This window comes from Bacillus sp. LJBV19, assembly GCF_017797845.1.
In the GTDB taxonomy this organism is placed as follows: domain Bacteria; phylum Bacillota; class Bacilli; order Bacillales; family Bacillaceae; genus Bacillus; species Bacillus velezensis.
In genome coordinates, this window is the sequence record NZ_CP072563.1 from 3,929,065 (window position 1) to 3,946,587 (window position 17,523).

General features: G+C 40.2%; 20 protein-coding genes and 1 pseudogene. 6 read left to right on the top strand and 15 right to left on the bottom strand.

All coding sequences use genetic code 11. The features are described from left to right. Positions 1-31 precede the first annotated feature (31 nt). Positions 32-1,576: a glycoside hydrolase family 32 protein gene (locus J6600_RS19215; RefSeq protein ID WP_209387790.1), complete on the top strand. Its 1,545-nt coding sequence runs from the start codon at positions 32-34 to the stop codon at positions 1,574-1,576. Positions 1,577-1,655: 79 nt separating this feature from the next. After that, complete coding sequence (locus J6600_RS19220; RefSeq protein WP_061861712.1) at positions 1,656-2,318, top strand: GntR family transcriptional regulator; 663 nt, start codon at positions 1,656-1,658, stop codon at positions 2,316-2,318. 77 nt (positions 2,319-2,395) lie between these two features. Here J6600_RS19220 and J6600_RS19225 read toward each other — a convergent pair whose 3' ends face one another. The 8 genes from J6600_RS19225 to J6600_RS19260 form a co-directional block, all read right to left on the bottom strand. Next, positions 2,396-2,905, bottom strand: a complete 510-nt coding sequence (locus J6600_RS19225; RefSeq protein ID WP_209387791.1) for a DinB family protein — start codon at positions 2,903-2,905, stop codon at positions 2,396-2,398. Positions 2,906-2,955: 50 nt separating this feature from the next. Continuing rightward, positions 2,956-4,173 (bottom strand): MFS transporter, encoded by a 1,218-nt coding sequence (locus J6600_RS19230; protein ID WP_159353672.1) that lies wholly within the window; start codon positions 4,171-4,173, stop codon positions 2,956-2,958. A gap of 91 nt (positions 4,174-4,264) precedes the next feature. Next, on the bottom strand, positions 4,265-5,215 hold the full coding sequence (locus J6600_RS19235; RefSeq protein ID WP_209387792.1) for a DMT family transporter: 951 nt from the start codon (positions 5,213-5,215) through the stop codon (positions 4,265-4,267). A 246-nt stretch (positions 5,216-5,461) separates the two neighbouring features. After that, a complete protein-coding gene (locus J6600_RS19240; protein WP_209387793.1) occupies positions 5,462-5,830 on the bottom strand; it encodes a DUF1304 domain-containing protein in 369 nt (122 codons plus the stop codon). Between the two features lie 30 nt (positions 5,831-5,860). Continuing rightward, positions 5,861-6,499 carry a nitroreductase family protein gene (locus tag J6600_RS19245; RefSeq protein ID WP_014419365.1) on the bottom strand — a complete coding sequence of 213 codons (639 nt, stop codon included), beginning with the start codon at positions 6,497-6,499 and terminating at the stop codon, positions 5,861-5,863. Positions 6,500-6,512: 13 nt separating this feature from the next. Next, complete coding sequence (locus J6600_RS19250; RefSeq protein WP_014722085.1) at positions 6,513-6,974, bottom strand: MarR family winged helix-turn-helix transcriptional regulator; 462 nt, start codon at positions 6,972-6,974, stop codon at positions 6,513-6,515. A 111-nt stretch (positions 6,975-7,085) separates the two neighbouring features. Next, positions 7,086-7,964, bottom strand: a complete 879-nt coding sequence (locus tag J6600_RS19255) for a YitT family protein (protein ID WP_012118921.1) — start codon at positions 7,962-7,964, stop codon at positions 7,086-7,088. A 168-nt stretch (positions 7,965-8,132) separates the two neighbouring features. After that, positions 8,133-8,585 carry a MarR family winged helix-turn-helix transcriptional regulator gene (locus tag J6600_RS19260; protein ID WP_029973037.1) on the bottom strand — a complete coding sequence of 151 codons (453 nt, stop codon included), beginning with the start codon at positions 8,583-8,585 and terminating at the stop codon, positions 8,133-8,135. A 121-nt stretch (positions 8,586-8,706) separates the two neighbouring features. Here J6600_RS19260 and J6600_RS19265 point away from each other — a divergent pair, with 121 nt between their 5' ends. Next, positions 8,707-9,138, top strand: coding sequence for a GNAT family N-acetyltransferase (locus tag J6600_RS19265; RefSeq protein ID WP_014419367.1), 432 nt, complete (start codon positions 8,707-8,709; stop codon positions 9,136-9,138). A 384-nt stretch (positions 9,139-9,522) separates the two neighbouring features. Continuing rightward, positions 9,523-10,389 (top strand): DUF1259 domain-containing protein, encoded by an 867-nt coding sequence (locus J6600_RS19270; protein ID WP_021494606.1) that lies wholly within the window; start codon positions 9,523-9,525, stop codon positions 10,387-10,389. A 246-nt stretch (positions 10,390-10,635) separates the two neighbouring features. On the opposite strand, the gene J6600_RS19275 is transcribed toward J6600_RS19270, so the two are convergent. Genes J6600_RS19275 through J6600_RS19285 form a run of 3 tightly spaced genes read right to left on the bottom strand, consistent with a single transcriptional unit; the run spans position 10,636 to position 12,181 of the window. Then, positions 10,636-11,283, bottom strand: coding sequence for an HAD family hydrolase (locus J6600_RS19275; RefSeq protein ID WP_209387794.1), 648 nt, complete (start codon positions 11,281-11,283; stop codon positions 10,636-10,638). Positions 11,284-11,285: 2 nt separating this feature from the next. Beyond that, entirely contained in the window at positions 11,286-11,714 is a 429-nt protein-coding gene (locus J6600_RS19280; protein ID WP_014419370.1) for an NUDIX domain-containing protein, read from the bottom strand. A gap of 14 nt (positions 11,715-11,728) precedes the next feature. Next, complete coding sequence (locus tag J6600_RS19285; protein ID WP_209387795.1) at positions 11,729-12,181, bottom strand: hypothetical protein; 453 nt, start codon at positions 12,179-12,181, stop codon at positions 11,729-11,731. Between the two features lie 304 nt (positions 12,182-12,485). On the opposite strand from J6600_RS19285, the gene J6600_RS19290 reads away from it, so the two are divergent. After that, entirely contained in the window at positions 12,486-13,031 is a 546-nt protein-coding gene (locus tag J6600_RS19290) for a hypothetical protein (RefSeq protein ID WP_209387796.1), read from the top strand. A 128-nt stretch (positions 13,032-13,159) separates the two neighbouring features. Here J6600_RS19290 and J6600_RS19295 read toward each other — a convergent pair whose 3' ends face one another. From J6600_RS19295 to J6600_RS19305, 3 genes are all read right to left on the bottom strand, one after another. Continuing rightward, on the bottom strand, positions 13,160-13,618 hold the full coding sequence (locus tag J6600_RS19295) for a hypothetical protein (RefSeq protein ID WP_014419373.1): 459 nt from the start codon (positions 13,616-13,618) through the stop codon (positions 13,160-13,162). A gap of 62 nt (positions 13,619-13,680) precedes the next feature. Further along, entirely contained in the window at positions 13,681-14,466 is a 786-nt protein-coding gene (locus J6600_RS19300; protein WP_014419374.1) for an SAR2788 family putative toxin, read from the bottom strand. A 14-nt stretch (positions 14,467-14,480) separates the two neighbouring features. Beyond that, positions 14,481-15,470: a S8 family peptidase gene (locus tag J6600_RS19305; RefSeq protein ID WP_022554051.1), complete on the bottom strand. Its 990-nt coding sequence runs from the start codon at positions 15,468-15,470 to the stop codon at positions 14,481-14,483. Between the two features lie 391 nt (positions 15,471-15,861). Here J6600_RS19305 and J6600_RS19650 point away from each other — a divergent pair. Further along, positions 15,862-16,003 (top strand): annotated as a pseudogene (locus J6600_RS19650) (DUF255 domain-containing protein); the annotation flags it as partial. Between the two features lie 42 nt (positions 16,004-16,045). On the opposite strand, the gene pdxR reads toward J6600_RS19650, so the two are convergent. Next, entirely contained in the window at positions 16,046-17,494 is a 1,449-nt protein-coding gene (pdxR, locus tag J6600_RS19315; protein ID WP_209387797.1) for a MocR-like pyridoxine biosynthesis transcription factor PdxR, read from the bottom strand. Positions 17,495-17,523 lie beyond the last annotated feature (29 nt).

The following is a 17,523-nucleotide window of genomic DNA, read 5'->3' on the forward strand; positions in this document are numbered from 1 at the left end:
TTTATTTCTCAACAAGATGGTGAATTCAATCATGGTACGAAAATGGCCCATTGTAATATTGATCTTTTTGGGTGCGTTCCTGTTTGTCGGCTTACTGCCGAACAAAACCCACAATTCCTCTGACACAAACACGGAGCATAAGAAGGATTACCGGGCGGCGTATCATTTTACGACCCCGGACAAATGGAAAAACGACCCTCAAAAGCCCATTTTTTTCGAGGGGAAATATCATTACTACTATCTTTATAATCGGGATTACCCGAACGGCAACGGCACAGAATGGCGGCACGCCGTATCAGAGGACTTGGTGCACTGGACGGACGAAGGCACGGCTATTCCGAAATACACCAACGAAAACGGCGATATATGGTCCGGTTCTGTCGTCATTGACAAGCACAACACGGCGGGCTTCGGCAAAAACGCGCTGGTCGCCGTCACAACGCAGCCGACAGCCAAAACAAAAGCCCAGGAACAATATTTATGGTACAGCACGGATAAAGGAAAAACGTTTACTTCCTATAGTGATCAGCCCGTGATGAAAAACCCGGGAACTAAGGATTTCCGGGACCCGAAAGTGATCTGGGATGAACAGGATGACAAATGGGTGATGGCCATGGCCGAAGGCGAAAAAATCGGTTTTTATGAATCACCCGATTTGAAAAATTGGACATACACGGGCGGTTTTATCACTCAGCAGATCGGCCTCGTCGAATGCCCCGACCTTTATATGATGCGTGGAGATGACGGAACAGCCAAGTGGGTTCTAGGCGTAAGCGCAAACGGCAAACCCGCAGGCAAACCGAATACGTATGCGTATTGGACCGGAAACTTTGACGGGAAGGAATTTACCGCCGATCAAGAAGAACCGCAATGGCTCGATTACGGCTTTGACTGGTACGGCGGCGTCACATTTGAAGACGGTAATAGCGAAGATCCGCTGGCAAAACGCTATGCGCTGGCATGGATGAACAATTGGGATTATCCGAATGAAACACCGACACTAAAAAACGGCTTTAACGGCACGGATTCTATCGTCCGTGAAATCCGCCTTCAGCAGCAAGACGGCGGCACATACAGCCTTGTGTCAGAGCCGGTTGAAGCATTGAACCAATTAACCTCTTCAACTGACAGCATAGAACACAAACAGGTGAACGGTTCAGAGACACTGCCGATCAAAGGTGATACATATCAGCTTGATATGGATATCGCTTGGTCAGATATCAAAAATGCAGGCGTCAGACTCAGAGAATCGGCAGACCAAAGCCGGCATATTGATGTCGGTATTTCAGCAGAAGGCGGCTACGCCTATGTGAACAGATCGTTTACAGGCCAGCCTGATAAAACCGGCGCATACGCCGAAAGCAAAGCCCCATTTGACGGAAACAAAGGGCGCGTCCATCTGAAAATTCTCGTAGACAAAACAAGTATTGAAGTATTTGCAGACGACGGAAAAACCGTTTTGACAAATGAAGTGTTCCCAAAACACGAAGATCAGGGAATCACGCTCTTTTCTGAAGGCGGCTCCGCTGACTTTCAGCATATTGAGATGAAGCATCTCGGTTCGATTCATTCTTAGACGTCCCTCTTCATTTCTAACCAGCGCCCGGACTGTGGTAAAATGCAAATATGTATACTACGATTCATGAGGTGTTCCATTGGATAATCAAAACAAAGAACCTGTGCTGAAAAGAACCATCATGCGGGACGAAGTGTATCGCACACTCAGAAACTGGATCATAACGGGCAAGCTCAAACCGGAAACAAAGTTAAAGGACAAGGATTTGTCGGAAACATTGGGAATCAGCCGCACCCCGATACGGGAAGCCTTATTGCGGCTGGAAGATGACGGCTTGGTGATAACAAAAGCGAACAGATGGACGCTTGTCGCTCCGATTGAGTTAAAAGATGCGGAAAACTTGTATTCCATCGTCTGGACGCTTGAAAAACTCGCATTGCAGCAAGCTCTCCCGCATGTGGACGATGCCGTGATTCAGGAATTGAAACAGCTGAATGAAAATCTTCTTCAAATGATGAAAGACGGCGATAAACTGGCCATCCTGGAAGCGGACAATGCATTTCACCATCGCATCATTCTGCTTGCGGACAACGCCGAACTTCACAAATTGCTAGTAAGCCTGAAAGTCAAAATTCAGAGAATGGAAATCCGCTATTTCAGTGAAAACGGCGCTTTAAACAGATCATATAATGAACATTCTGATATCATTCACGCATTAGAACAGCAAGATGCCGCCGCTGCTTTTACAGCGCTTGAAGCGAATTGGAAAAACAGTTTAGAACGGCTGCAGAACATGGCATAGCAAACGAAAAAGCCAAATCACTCATATGATTTGGCTTTTTTACTGATATCACAAGACAGCCGCGTTGGCTGTCTTGTTTACTTTTTGTTTATATATAAATAAATACCGTAATCCGTCGGCACAGAAGCATACCCCATCTGTCTGAGCATGGCTGTTATATTCCCGCGATGATACGTTCCGTGGTTCACAACATGGAGGATCATATCGGCCGCTGCGGTTTTCATGATGTCACCTGACGGATGCTCTATTTCAAGGGGGAGACTGATATTTTCTTCCTTTTGCAAAAATAATTGATACCGGTCTGATAATTCCGAGAACATATCTTCCAGCTCTTCTATCTCTTTAGACAAGATGTCCTCTTTTTGCTGTTCAGCTGATTTCAGCGTATCCTTCAGACGCTCTCCGGAGAACACATCAAACCACCCCTTATCCGACAGATACACATGAGTCAATACACCGGCTATCGACGGAAAGACACTTTGAATCTCCTTACGGTACACATCCTCCGGAAGCTCTTTAAGCCGGGTGAATATTTGCTGATTTGCCCAAAGATGATAATCATACAATTGCAGTGCCAGATGTCCCACATTACCCTCTCCTCTCTCGATACAGAACGTACGTTCCTAATTATACTACACTACATGCGGCTTTGTACCATCTTCTTCATTCGCAGCTGAGAAAATCCGATAAAAGCCGAAATTAATAAGAGGAGGCCTGCGCCAATATAAATAAACCGCACGCCGAATACATCCGAGATAACCCCCGTTCCGATAATGGAAAACATAAAAATGAACTGAACTAAAGCTGATCTCGCCGCTAATATATTGACCCGTGTCTTTTCGGTCGTGATGTTTTGAAGTAATGTTTCCTGCGTGAGATCTCGTAATACACAAGCCGGCCCCATACACAGCACCAGAAAAAGGGCCGCAACGGCGCTTGTGATCAACCCATAAATAAACGTGAACATTCCATATGCCAAAGCTCCCGTCAGCATAAGCGGAATGAGATGATGCTGAAACTTACCGGATAACTTATAGATGATCAGTCCGCCGATCATCGTCCCCGCATAATAGACGCCGTTGACATACCCCCACCAAGCCTCTCCTTTATGAAGGACGTCATGCACATAAGTTAAGGACACAGACCCGATCCATATCATGCCTGCCCACGATTCGATCACATCCATCACAATGAGAACCCTGAGCTGTTTTTGCTGAAATAAATACACCCAGCCGCTTGCCGCATCTGCAAAAAGGGAACGTTCCCTGACTGCTGCCGGCGCACACATGCGTACTTGAAGAAACAGAATGATGCCCAAAACCGAAGAAACCAATAACATGACAGTGACGATCATTGTATCGCTCTCTCCCAAGAACGCTATGATGACGCCGCCGAGAGACCACCCCGCAAACTGAACGGTCTGATCCGCCGCAGATAATAAACCGTTCGCTTTCGCCCTTCGATCAGGAGGAATGATTTCCCCAATCAGCGCGCTTTTTATCGGAGCAAACCATCCGTTGCAAAAAGAAATGCCTCCGATCAGACAAAACAGCAGAAAAAAGAATGCAGATGAACCGGTTTGGATGACAAAAAACAAACAGACTAACAGTGTGATCTGTATCAATTGAGAACTGATTAACAAAGAACGAAGCGTGAACCGGCCGGTGACCAGCGGCAAAACGGCGCTGCCCAATACGCGACATACAATGCTGACGAACGTCATAAGAGAGGCCATCGCCGTCGAACCGGTTTTTGTAAACAAAAACAAGATGACAGCCATCGTATAAAGTGAGAACCCCAAGTTGATAGCGGTCTGGCTGTATAAAATAGCATAATACGCTCTCTTCATATTCATCCTCAGCAACCTCACTCCCCAAAGCCGAAGCGCGCAGGCATCGGCTTATTTTTTCGTTTACTTTCTCTCCTTAGTGGGAGGCTTTCGTATGTCAGGCTCTCACCTTTAATTTGATCTTCCTGCCTTCCGAAAAAGTAATCATGCTTAGGACAATGAAACAGCCTATCCACTGTATCCATGTTAAGCGCTCGCCCAAGAAAAAAGCGCCAAAGATGATTGTGATGATCGGGCCCATCATTGAAATCAAAGACCCTCTTACTGCCCCAATCCGTTTGATACCTTCCAGCATAAATAAAAAAGGAACGACTGTTGTAAATACAGCAATGATTAAAAAAAGGAAATATACGGGTGGCTGAAACGACCATAGCTCTGTCTGATAGCCAAAACCCTTTCTTGCGATTAAAAAAAGCACCATGGCAATGCTTGCTAAGGACATCCCATATGCATTCATACGGATACTCCCTACTTTGCGAACAAGCTGACCGGATAAGACCAAATAAAGTCCGTAAACCGCGGACGACAGAAGAACGAGAAAAACGCCAAATATATTAGCACTCAATTCGTGCAGATTCCAGCCGCCAATGGAAAAAAAGATTCCTATGCTGACCACAACGACAGAAATGATGTCTGCAGCGGTGATTTTCTCCATTTTTCCGAAAAACGAGATAATCATGACAAAAATCGGATAACTCATAACGAGCATCCTTTCTACAATAGCTGAAACATAATGCAGCCCGATAAAGTCCAACAGCGGAGATAGAAAAAAAACGAGCAGACCCGTGATTCCTGCTCTGACTATATCAGCCTTTGCCGGTTTTTCAGATAATTTTGCACGATACATAAGAAAAATGATGCAAAAAAGAGGGGTTGCAATCATTTGTCTGAAAAATAGCGTTGACTCCGGGGTGGCTCCGAATGTGTAAGCCCACTTAATAAAGATCGATTTTGAGGCAAAACACAGCGTACCAACAATCATAAACAACATTCCGGCGAGAAACGGATGGTTTAGTTTTGGCGGAGTATTCACTTCGACTTTGCTCATAGATTTACACCTTTCCTTAGTGCGAATATTATTTATTTCGATTCTGTGAGCAGTTTCCCTTTTTGTTTTATATACTAAAATGTATTTCTATCACCCGAAAAAAAGCCGATGCGCGCAGGCATCGGCTTTCAAATTAACCTATCATCTCAAGAACAAGCGGCCGGAATCAGCCATTTATCAGGAATGATTTTTAAAACAGAATAAAAAAAGAGGGCTCCCATTCCGGAAGCCCTCACTCCGTTCTGCCTACGCCAATAAAAGAAAAATAAGCGCTAAAACAGCCGGAAGTCCTTGTTTTACGATAATTGATTTGTTTGAAGTAAAGCCTCCGAAAATGGCCGCGATGACCACGCAGATGACGAAAAACATTTGAATCATATGGCCCATCGGATCAGCTCCGAGGATCAGCCCCCAAATGAGGCCGGCAGCCAGAAATCCATTATACAGACCTTGATTTGCAAACATGACCGCTACATTCCGATCACCTTCTAAATGCTTCGGCAATTTGAAGGACCGCTTAGCTGCCTTCGAATTGATAAAAAACATTTCAAGTATCATGATAAATATATGTTCTAAAGCTACAATTCCGACGAAAACAGCCGCAATTATGTCCACTGTCCCTCTCCTCTCAGCTTCACTTCAACCTTATTTCCATTGTGCGATTGTTTCGATAGGAAGACGGTAGGAAGCATATCCTTCGTCTGCCGCTTTTCCGATTGATAACAGCATGACCGGTACATAACGCTCTTTATCCATTCCGAAAACCTCGGCAATCTTTTCTTTATCGTAGCCGCCGATCGGGTTTGTGTCATAGCCGTGCGCGCGTGCCGTAAGCATCAGCTGCATGGAAACGAGTCCTCCGTCAATCAGAATCGTTTCACGGTTCACTTGCTCCGGAAGTTTTTCAAAGTGCGCCGTCAACGCAGCGATTTGTCTGTCTTTTACTTCCTGCGGCATGTAGCCCAGTTCGACCGCTTTCGAATAAATTTCTTCTAAATAGTCATCATTGTTCATATCTGCGAAAACCGCGATCACCGCAGATGATGTGCTGACTTGTGTTTGGTTAAAGCTGGCAAGCGGCGCGAGTTTTTCTTTTCCTTCAGGGCTGTCAATGACGAGAAAACGCCACGGCTGCGCGTTGACTGAAGACGGTGCTGTCGTTGCTTCTTCCAGGATTTGAGTCATTTCTTCTTTGCTGATTTTAACAGCCGGATCGTAATTCCGAATGGAACGGCGGCCTTTCATAATGTCCATAAAATCGTTTGTTTTCAGTTCTGTTTTCATGTGTAATACACTCCTATGCTTTCATATTTTCTATATTATTCTGCATCTGTGACAATACGTTTTTTAACATACTGCGTTCTTCCTCGCTGACACCGGCAAGCATTTCCTTTATGAAACGCTCCTTCTCCTTTTTGGAAGCCTCAATTCTCTCCCGCCCCTGATCAGTAAGCCGGACAAGTATAATTCGGTTGTCCTCGGGCTTCCGCCTTCTTGTGACCATTTCTTTGGCTTCAAGCTGTTTCAAGTGTCTTGTCACGGCTGCGCCATCAATATTCACCTTTTTCTGAAGATCGCTTTGGCTGATCTCGTCGACGTAAAAAAGCACGGCGAGAAGCTCAAGGCGGGATTGGCTGATTCCGGTGCACGCTTCAAACTTCGTGCCGATCACTTTGTGCAGTGATTGGAGCTGATATAAAATCTCGCCTTCCTCTGAACAACATGCTGTCAAAACCCATCCCCACTTTCTTTTGCGCAATTAATTGACTAGTCAATGTTTGATATATCAATAATATACAGCCGCCATTCTTTTTTTGCAAGTTTTTTCTCCTTTTTTAAAAAAAGCTGCCGATTAACGGCAGCTCTCTACTTAATGATTATGGACTTTTCTGAAATTACTGCCTTTTACTTCTGCGACATCATATACCGTCACAAAGGCTTGTTTATCAATGTCATTAATAATTTCTTTCAGTTTGGTTTCTTCCAAACGGTTGATGACACATGTGATTTCTTGGAATTTTTCATGAGAAAAACCGCCGTATGCTTCTTTATAAGTAGCGCTCCGGCCCAATTCTTCACGAATGGTCTCTACCATTAATGCAGGCTCATTGGTGATAATCTGAAATGTTTTAGAACCGCTTAAGCCTTCCTCAACCACATGGATCACCTTAGATGCAATGTAGTAAGCAATGACGGAAAGCAATGCGCCTTGCAGCCCAAATACAAAAGAAACAAAAATAAACACAAACATGTTTAAAAATAAAATGAGGTCGCTCGTGCCAAACGGCAATTTCCGTGACAGAAGCACAGCCAGCATATCAATTCCATCTAATGCGCCGCCGTTGCGCAATGCCAATCCCATTCCAAAGCCGAGAATAATCCCGCCGACAACGGTGATTAACAGGGTGTCTCCCTCGATGATAGCCGGTGTGTGGTGGAAAAAACTCGTGCCCGCGGCAAGTGAGACAATACCGATAATTGATAGAAACGCAAAACCTTTCCCGATTTGCTTATATCCTAACCAGACAAACGGTATATTGATCACCGCAATTAAGATCCCAAGAGGCAAATGAAACAGCTGTGAACCGACAATGCTGAGTCCGGTTACACCGCCGTCAGATACACTATTCGGAATCAATACGGTTTCCAGTCCATACGCGGCAATAATTCCGCCGATGATGACCATGATGGCCCGTACGATTGATTTCACTCTGAATTTCTTACGTCTTTGTTTTTCGATTGTACTCATATCATTCCCCGCTTCAATTATTTTTTCTTATTTAAATATACCATAATTGATACTTTTCGTTAAAAATAAGCCTATCGGCTATGTTGAAGCAGGAACCGAGGAAGGAGATTTCACAGATAACGTATCCATTTATGACTTTAATCATTCACCAAAAGGAATTAATAACCATCAATAATCTCTTTTATTCCCCTTCTTCACATATTCCCAATCATGTTCTATATTTTTTCTCACCCGCTGAAGAAGTCCGAAAATGGTTTCTTTTTCCTCAGATGTAAAGCCGGACAGGGCTACCTCCGCAGAATGCTCTCCTTCTCTTTGCAATAACGGATAAACCTTTCTCCCTTTTTCAGTCGGGAACAGTTTTTTTATTTTTTTATTTTGATCATCAGGACGCTTTTCAATAAACCCTTGTATTTCCAATTTTTTGATTGCCCTCGCCGCTGTTGTTCGGTCAACTTTAATCATTTCCGCCACTTTTTCCTGTATCACTCCCGGGTTTTCACATATACGCACAAGATAGAGATACTGCCCTTTTGTTAAGTCTAATTCCTTAAATTCAATATTGCTGATGGAATCCAATGCCCGTGCGATCATGCCGATTTCCCGCAAAATATCAGTCATATCTTTTTCAAACCCTTCATGTTTTTGTTGCATTTGCAATATAATTGTTTTATCGTTACTTCTATAAGAACACAAGCAAGCCGTGCAGTCCAGACTAACATGTGAAAAGGATTGGTTGATCATGCAGATAAAAAGGATAACAACGGAAATTGATTTACAAGCAGCGCTTGAGATTAGAAAAGCAGTATTCATTGAGGAACAGCAAGTACCTGAATCCGATGAATTTGACCAGTTCGATACGCTTGAGGAACAGTGCGGGCATGTCTTGGTTTATCATGAAAATCAGCCTGCCGGCACAGGACGCGTCCGCATCGTAAACCATACAGGCAAGCTCGAACGAATCTGCATCCTGAAGCCTTACCGCAAATACGGGTTGGGCAAAGTCATCATAAGCGAATTAGAAAACATGGTAAAAGAAAAAGGCATCACCCAATGTAAACTGCATGGACAAACACATGCGGAAGGCTTTTATCACAAACTGGGCTATCAGACAGATTCACCGGAATTTATGGAAGACGGCATCCCGCATGTCTTGATGACAAAAGAGCTGTGAGCTGTCACTGAATGAGCAGCCAAACGGCTGTATGAATTATTTACCGAAAGCCTTGTATAAAGGCTTTTTTTCTTAGCCTGAAACTCAAATTAAAAGGTATGTGTGCGCAGCCGGTGCTTGTCACAAATGGCCGCCACAAAAAAATCAAATCCGGGATAAAACTACCAATTTATAACGTTTTCATTTCTTAAATAGTCCGATCAAAAGCTTTTAATCTATTAAAAATTAATAGTTAAAGAGATTATAAAAAGGGAATGAAATCCTGAATTATGCAAGAAAGGCTGATTCTCTCTAATATGGACTGCTGACGCGTTACATTTTTTCTATCTTCACATATCTTTAATACTAAGTACGTTATAAATAGATTCCAGGAGGAGATATGAAGTGGAAGAAACGAGTATGGAACCATCACGGCTCTGCAAAGAATTTGCTAGAATTCTCAATTCAACGCCCAGTGTCGTAAATGGCGTATGTACGGCGACAAGATTTCGAAGCAACATTCATCCGGTGGTACTCGGAAGAAGAGCCGAGGCATTTCCTTTTATTCCTCAGGCCTTTTCATTTGAAAGCATGGATCGGGAAGGCAGAGCTTTATGTTTAGGTGAGACTGTTTTACTGCAAGAAGAAGTGAACCCGTTAATGAGTGAGCTGCGCAAATTCGGTATCATCGTAACTGCCGTTCATAACCATTGGCTGTTTGATAAACCGCGTCTGATGTTTATGCATTTTGAATCAATTGATAAACCTCTCAATTTTGCAAGAAAAGTGAGAGAGGCCCTGAGAGTTCTAACTACTAAAACTGTGCGTGCGGTACCAAAAACTGACGGGGAAATGATTGAACGGCATGGTCTTTGTGACGAATTCAACGATATTCTAGGCGGAACCATGCATACGTTTGAAAATGGAATTTGTACAGTAATGAGATCCCGAACGAATATAAAACCGGTTGTACTGGGACGGCCCGGAAGATCATTTTTGCTCATTCCGCAAATGTTTTCATTTGAATCAATGACAAAAGACGGCCGTGCTCTTTGCAGCGGAGAAACTGTAATTCTGCAAAAAGAAATCAATCCATTTATCAGCGTCCTTCGGAAACATGATCTGACTGTAACGTCACTTCACAATCACTGGCTGTTTGATAAACCGAGACTGATGTATATTCATTTCGAATCGATTGATAAACCTGTCAACTTCGCCTTAAAAGTGAGAGATGCTTTAAGAGTGCTTACTGATAAAGAGGTCAAAGCTTAGCATGTTTTGAAGTATCAAAAAGCGATTAAAATAATCGCTTTTACATATGATCAACCGAAAACAAAAAAGATTTACTCTTCAAAATCCAAGCCGATGTTCTTCTAGGAAAGACATAGCCATACAGATTGAAGTTTGAATAAAACAAGGAGAGCAGAGGTTAGCCTTTTTTTTATATTTGGCATCTTAACTTAAGAAAAGCCGCTTTGTCGGCGGCTTTTTTATCCTGAATCCTTTAATGTGAGAATGTTAAAAAGCAGCGGAATAGTTGTTGTCTTGCAGAATGCGAAGAAGTTGTTGGGGTTCTTTTACAAAGTATGTCGGTGAAGCTGCAGATAAGTGTGTAAGATTCCCCTCTCCCCATAATGCGCCCGCACTTTTCATATCAGCAGCATGAGCTGCCTCAATATCTGTCATTTGATCTCCAATATATAAACAATCGCTTACATCTGCATGTAAGTGATTTACCGCTGTTAGTAATGGCTTAGGACTCGGTTTGTACTCATCACAATCTTCAGCCGCGAGAACGACTTTAAAAAACCCATCTAATTTATTATTGATTAACTCGCCATAAGCAAATTTTTTCAATTGTGAGGTCACAATCCCCAAACCATATCCTCTTTCACTTAAACTTTCCAGCAAAGAGATAACACCCGGATACGGTCTGATTTGATGGATTTTATTTTCGAAATACTGCAATATCGAGGAACGTATTTGCTCTGCCTCGTTTGGAAATCTTCTCAAAAAAACCGCAATAGGCTTACCGACAAGAGACTCTCTCTCTTCATTCGTTAATTTTCTCTTTAATACTGTTTCAATTCCATGATTATAAGCCTCTTTTGCCAACCATTCACTATTTACCAAGGTTGCATCTAAATCGAATAAAATTGTATGCATTTTTATTTTCTCTGACTTTCAAATTTATTAAGATAACTCTCTAAAGCATTTTTAGTAGTTAACGTTAAGGGATCAGGCAAATTTTGAAGAGAAAACCAGCCAACATCAATTATTGCATTTAACTCGCAGTTTCTTACAGTCCCAGTTTGAATACTGCATTGATACGTCGGACATACCCAATGAGTCTCCTCATCATGTAAAATATGGTTTGTGACACAAAGTAAAGAATCAACCTGAATAGTGACCCCTACTTCCTCTTTTATTTCACGGATAACTGTATCTTCTGCCTTTTCCATCCACTCAACTTTACCGCCGGGTATACTCCAATGATTAGCTTCAGGGTCCTTCTTTCGTAAAACTAATAGTAATTCCTGTTCCTCATTCAGAATAAATGCTCCGACTCCCACTCTTGGGTGCTCTGTTTTTTCCACTGTTAGTCCTCCTTTTAGACAGTAGATGTCAGCTCCTTATCGCTAGGTTTTTTACCATTAAGAATAACTCTTGCAATAACGATTCCAGTAGTCGCTGCTTGAATAATTCCGCGTGCCCATCCAATGGCATCTCCGGCAACATAGAATCCAGGTACATTGGTACGAAGACCCTCTTCTGCTTGAACACGATCCCAGCATAGTTCCCATACCGGAGCGTGCAGTAAGGTATCACCATTAATTAGGTCTTCGGATAATAAAGACAAATGATTTAAAAATTCCTCCACTGCTTCTGTTACATATTGAGGAAGAACCCAATGCAGATTTGTTGGCGCTGCATCCGGCAGAGTAGATTTAATGCTATTCTGCTTCAATTTTTCTTCAATTGTTGGTATTCTGGCAACGAAATCTTCATAACGCTGGAATTGGTCAAACGGTATACTTAATTTTCCGGATACATATATAATCAACTTGAAAGAACGTTAGAAATAGTCGAAGAAAAAGCTGCAGCTGTAAACATACAATCTAAATGGACATTGATGGAGTATGCGTCGACAATATAACAATTAAATTAATTCAATTCGGTTCCTCTTTCCCTAAAGAAAAACTTGTGCCTAAAAATCAGTCACATCATCCATCTTCAGCCTCCAAACATTATCAAGCCTTGATGAGGCAAGCAAACACGGAGTATCATAGTTAGACACAACAAAAAAGATCTCATTATCCAAAGTCAGATTGAGTATTTTAGTTGTATAAAATAAAGGAGGAAATAGATTGACTTTACATCATTTTATTGGGGCTGACAAAGAACTTCCTATTGGTGAGTATGGCAGGAATCCTACACTTAAGCCCATCTCCGAACTAGAAATAAAAGGAATTGATGTCAACAAACGCTCTCAATTTAAAAAAAATCGAAAGAATAGCGAAAATTCACTTGTAAAGGTTTATGACACAGAAGAAGATGCATACGGAATTGATATTGTTCATTTAGATCCTGGATATGAAGCAGTCAGAAACAAATTCACACATCCTTATATATATGAATTACAAGGGTACTTACACGCCAACAATACACCTGGCCAACGTAAATCTATTAAATCACTTTTTCTTTTCATTGAAAAACACTTGTCAAAAGGTGAATCAGTTGAAATATATTCCTGCTTAGATGGATATGAAGATGAAGATAAAGATGACAGTATGGATGTAGTTATCAAATTAAATACTTTACAATTTGGAAAACATATAAAGTTTAAAGATATAAATCACCTTAGTCATATATTCTATTTGGAAGATAAACAATATGTATTAGTCAAGAAATAAACAAGAAAAATCCCAATTGAATAATGTTAGTTTAATAAGTAAGGAAACCATTCTATACGGTTTCCTTACTTATATATATTATTATTCACTAAAAACCATGCAACTCTTTTATAAAAAGTTGAATGATTTTAATCCCATTTTTCAAAATGCACTTTTAATCCTGGTATACTCAATATTCTTTGTATTTCTTTATCATCTTCAGTATCGATATAACTTTCTTCTTCATGAGAGCATGTTACCAACCACTCCTTTCCATCTTTGAAAAAAGACAAGTCTTCTGGTAAATGTGGCTGCTCCCAAGCATATAAAGAATTTGCGGATTCTTTCAGAATGTTTTTTGCGTTTTCATCTGTATAATAGTAATAAACTTTTGCTTTTTGATTGTCTCCTAGAATAGTACTGGCCCATTCTGATTGCTCTTTCATTACTTTCAACGAACTTTCAAGTTTTTTTAACAGAGGATCGAATGATTTTAAAGATCCCATATCTTTTCTTAAAACTAAATGAAATTCGTCGCAAATTTCGAAAGCCAAATCAATTAACTCTGAATACAGCTGATCCTTTGGGTTGTGATCAATAATTAACATAGTTACCTCCTTCTCCTATCTTTTAATTACTTTAAAGTTAGATGTTTATAAATTAATCTATATTATCTTGCTGCACCATAGAAAGCATGAGCTTTCATACGGACACCTTTTCCATGTTTATACCTAGAGATCGAGTGATAATGATAATGTTTACCTTTACCCTTTTTATCTATCTCCGGACCAACTATTTTTTTAATCGGACTTGCGGCTTTAGCAATAGATTTGGCATTGTTCTTCGACGTAGACCAAGTGTCATCACCCCTTTTAAGGCGTGCAATTGCAGCAGGTCTTTTCAAACCATTACCGATAAATAATCCTTTAGACTTTCTTACTGCCATATAATGAGAATAGGTTCTTTTACGCTTCTTAAACTCAGAATAGGCAACATAAGTCACTCCTGAAATAGTCACAGCTAATCCAATTGAAATTAAATGCGCTAAAAGTGCCTCTCCAATAACTATTCCTATAGGTATAAACCAAACAAAAGAAGCTGTTACCTCATCTGAATTAATCTCATATTTTTTATTTGTTTCCGTATCAGTAAAAGTTGCTTCTATCTTCTCATTTGTAGCATTTTCAATATTAACTTTATATTCTTTACCTTTTTCACCAGTCTTCTGCGAAATTTCATCGGTTATTAATGAAAGTTTCATATTTTCTTTATCTAAAGTCATTAAACCTTTAACTCCGCCTTTTTCTGCTGTGATTACTAATTTCTCTTCATCGTTTGTTACAATTTGGTAATCCTTATTGTTTAAAGCCTCAGCTTTTGATTCATTATGTAAAATAAAAGTGAAAGTTAATACTAGGCTTAAAATAACTGCAATACTCTTTTTAAAACATTTCATTCAAATTAACCCCTTTACTTAAAAGATAAAAAACCTTTTCCATAAATTTCATCTCTTCCTTTCTTTCCAAGATCGATGGACAATTTGGACAATACATGGTTAACCTGATTATAAATATCCTCTTTTGAATTAATTCCAAATTTATCTCTATTTTGTAAAATTAATGATATTACACCGGTAACATGTGCAGCTGCTAAAGATGTACCACTTTCAGTTTTATATCCATTATTGAGGGATAGTATCGGTATATCTACACCAGGTGCAGAAAAGTCAATCTTTCCTTTAGGTGAAAAGTTAGCTATTTTATTATTTCTATCTACAGCATTAATAGAGAGAACTTTTTCATAAGCTGCTGGATAATCAACATCTCCGCCATAATTGTTACCTGCGGCCGCAACGATTATGATCCCACTGTTTACTGCTTTATCAATTGCACCTCTTAACAACGGTTTATCTTTGGATAATCCAAAACTCAAATTTATTACCTGAATATTATTATCAATACACCACTCTATAGCTTTAACAAGGTTATCTAATGAACCTTTTCCTTTTGAATTTAGTACTTTAACTGAATATATTTCAGTGTCTGGAGCAATTCCAACTAATCCAAAACTATTATCTTTAGCTGCTATAATGCCTGCAATAGCAGTTCCATGCCCCACATCATCATCTGAGGTTAAAGTCATGTTTATTGGATTAAATTCTCCTTTAACTTTCCCTTTTAAATCTTTATGCTCTTTATCAATACCACTGTCTAATATAGCAACTTTCACTTTCTGTTTCTCTCTTGAAGTCCATATTGAAGCAGCATTGATTTTTTTCACCCCCCACGGTACTTCTTGTACACGGTTATGATTAATTTTTTCTGTTCCATTTCTCTCTATATGCTTAAAAATGAATAAAAAGCACGCAAAAAAACCTAATGTAAAGATTAATATAAATAATAAAATATGAGGTTTTTTAATTGATAACACCACTTTTTGAAGATTTGTAAATATTCTCATCCTTGGCCAAGAATAACAAATATATTATATCAATCTACAATTAAAAATCAAAGTTATTTTAGGAAATATTTCATTAATAAATTGCAGTTATAAAGTAGTGTATTTCTTAGTCACTATAAAGAAAATTGACCTTCAAATACATATTTAAAACAAATCTCAATAAAGACTGGCATATTAACTTAAATAATTTTGAAGACTTCTGCTAGTGACGGTTTTAAAGATAATCTTTCTCTTACGGTTCTTTGAATATCAAGTTCTCCTCATTATTTTTAAACCAGTACCCCAACCGTAGTCAGCGAACAATCCGCCATTTAACTTAATCGAATTTGATCACCGGAGTTTTCTCTTTTTATCTCGAAAACTTCCCAGGATCATGAAAGCAGGTGAGCCCATGCCAATTAACAACAAACCCAATAGATTAATCGCTGAGATGTCTCCATTTACTCCAACACGCCCACACCCCCGTAAACTGGCACCCGTGGGGAGAAGAAGCATTTGAAAAAGCGAAACGCGAAAACAAGCCGATTCTTGTCATTGATAGCATGTCTCTTTCTATTAAAGTAATCATTATATATTTATCTGCTTGCCAATTCCTTAATCATCAAACCCAATTCATAAATTCCCTTTTGAAGGTCTTCAAGAGATGCATAAGCATATGATAAGCGAATATAGTTCCCTTTTTCTTGAGCATAGATACTGCCGAGATTGAGAAGTATCCCTTTTGTCAAAGCTTTTGTATAAAGTAATTTCATAGATAGTGAAGGCAATATTTTTACCCAGACAAAGAATCCTCCCTTCGGCATATTCCATGTAGCGACATTCTTCAAATTGGTTTCTAAGAGACTCATGACCAATTGTCTTCTCACCTTTAATTGACTTCTCACCTGTTCTAGATGCTGCTGGTATTCACCGGATGTAAACCACTCTGCCGCTACTCTCTGGGATAACGAACTGGAGCCGTAATCTGTTTGCATTTTTATGTCGGATAAACGTTCAATCACTGGTTCCGGCCCGACGATCCATCCAATCCTTAAGCCCGGACTTAATGTTTTCGATAAACTGCCTATGTAAAGCACATGCCCATTTTTATCAATTGTTTTAATAGGTTCTGGAGGAATCTCATCGATCCATAACTCACGATAAATGTCATCTTCAATAATGGGAAGCTGTGCATTCTCACTTGCCGCAAGGATTTCTTCTCGTCTCTTTTTTGACATTAAAATACCTGTCGGATTATGAAAACAAGGATTTGTATATAAGATAGCTCTCTCCCGTTCCCCCCTTGCCATGTGGATATGTTCCGGTAAAAGTCCATCATTATCCATAGGAACTCCAGTCAGCTTCATACCGGCTGATTGAAATACGTGTAATGAATAAAGATAGGACGGCTGGTCAAGATAAACGGTCGATCCCCTTTGCAAAAGCCCCATTGATATCAGCTGCAAGGCTTGCAGTGCGCCCGAAACAATAAGAATGGAAGAAGATGAAGCTTGAATACCGATTGTTCTTAAATAGCCGCTTAATGCCTCTCTCAAAGGTAAATATCCTTTTGGTTCCTCATACCCGAATGCCTCTATGTTTTGAGATACCTTTCCCATCATCTTTTTCATAGCAGCTAAAGGAAAAATCTCATGTGAAAGTTCTCCTTTACTGAGCTGTATAAGATCGGAATTTGATTCTGATTTATTGATCTCTTGAACAATTTTTTGGCTTGGCTGCTGGATTCCGGAGGTTACATACTGATCCCAATCGGGGGCGGAATTCTTAGCCAAAAGTGTCCATGTATTGTTCGTAACAACTGTCCCTTTGCCCATTCTGCCTTCGATTAATCCATCCGCCGTCAATTCCTCTAAAGCTGTAATGACTGTGCTCCTGTTCACCTCAAAGTGTTTGGCAAGCGTGCGCTGGCTTGGAATCTTACTTCCAATCGGCCATTCTCCATTTCCTATTTTCTCTTTTATAAATTGAATGATTTGTATGTACTTAGGAAGCTTTTTCATCTTTTTTTCTTCTGGAGCGCTCATAAAAAGTATCCTCCTTAAAGTGGTTGGGT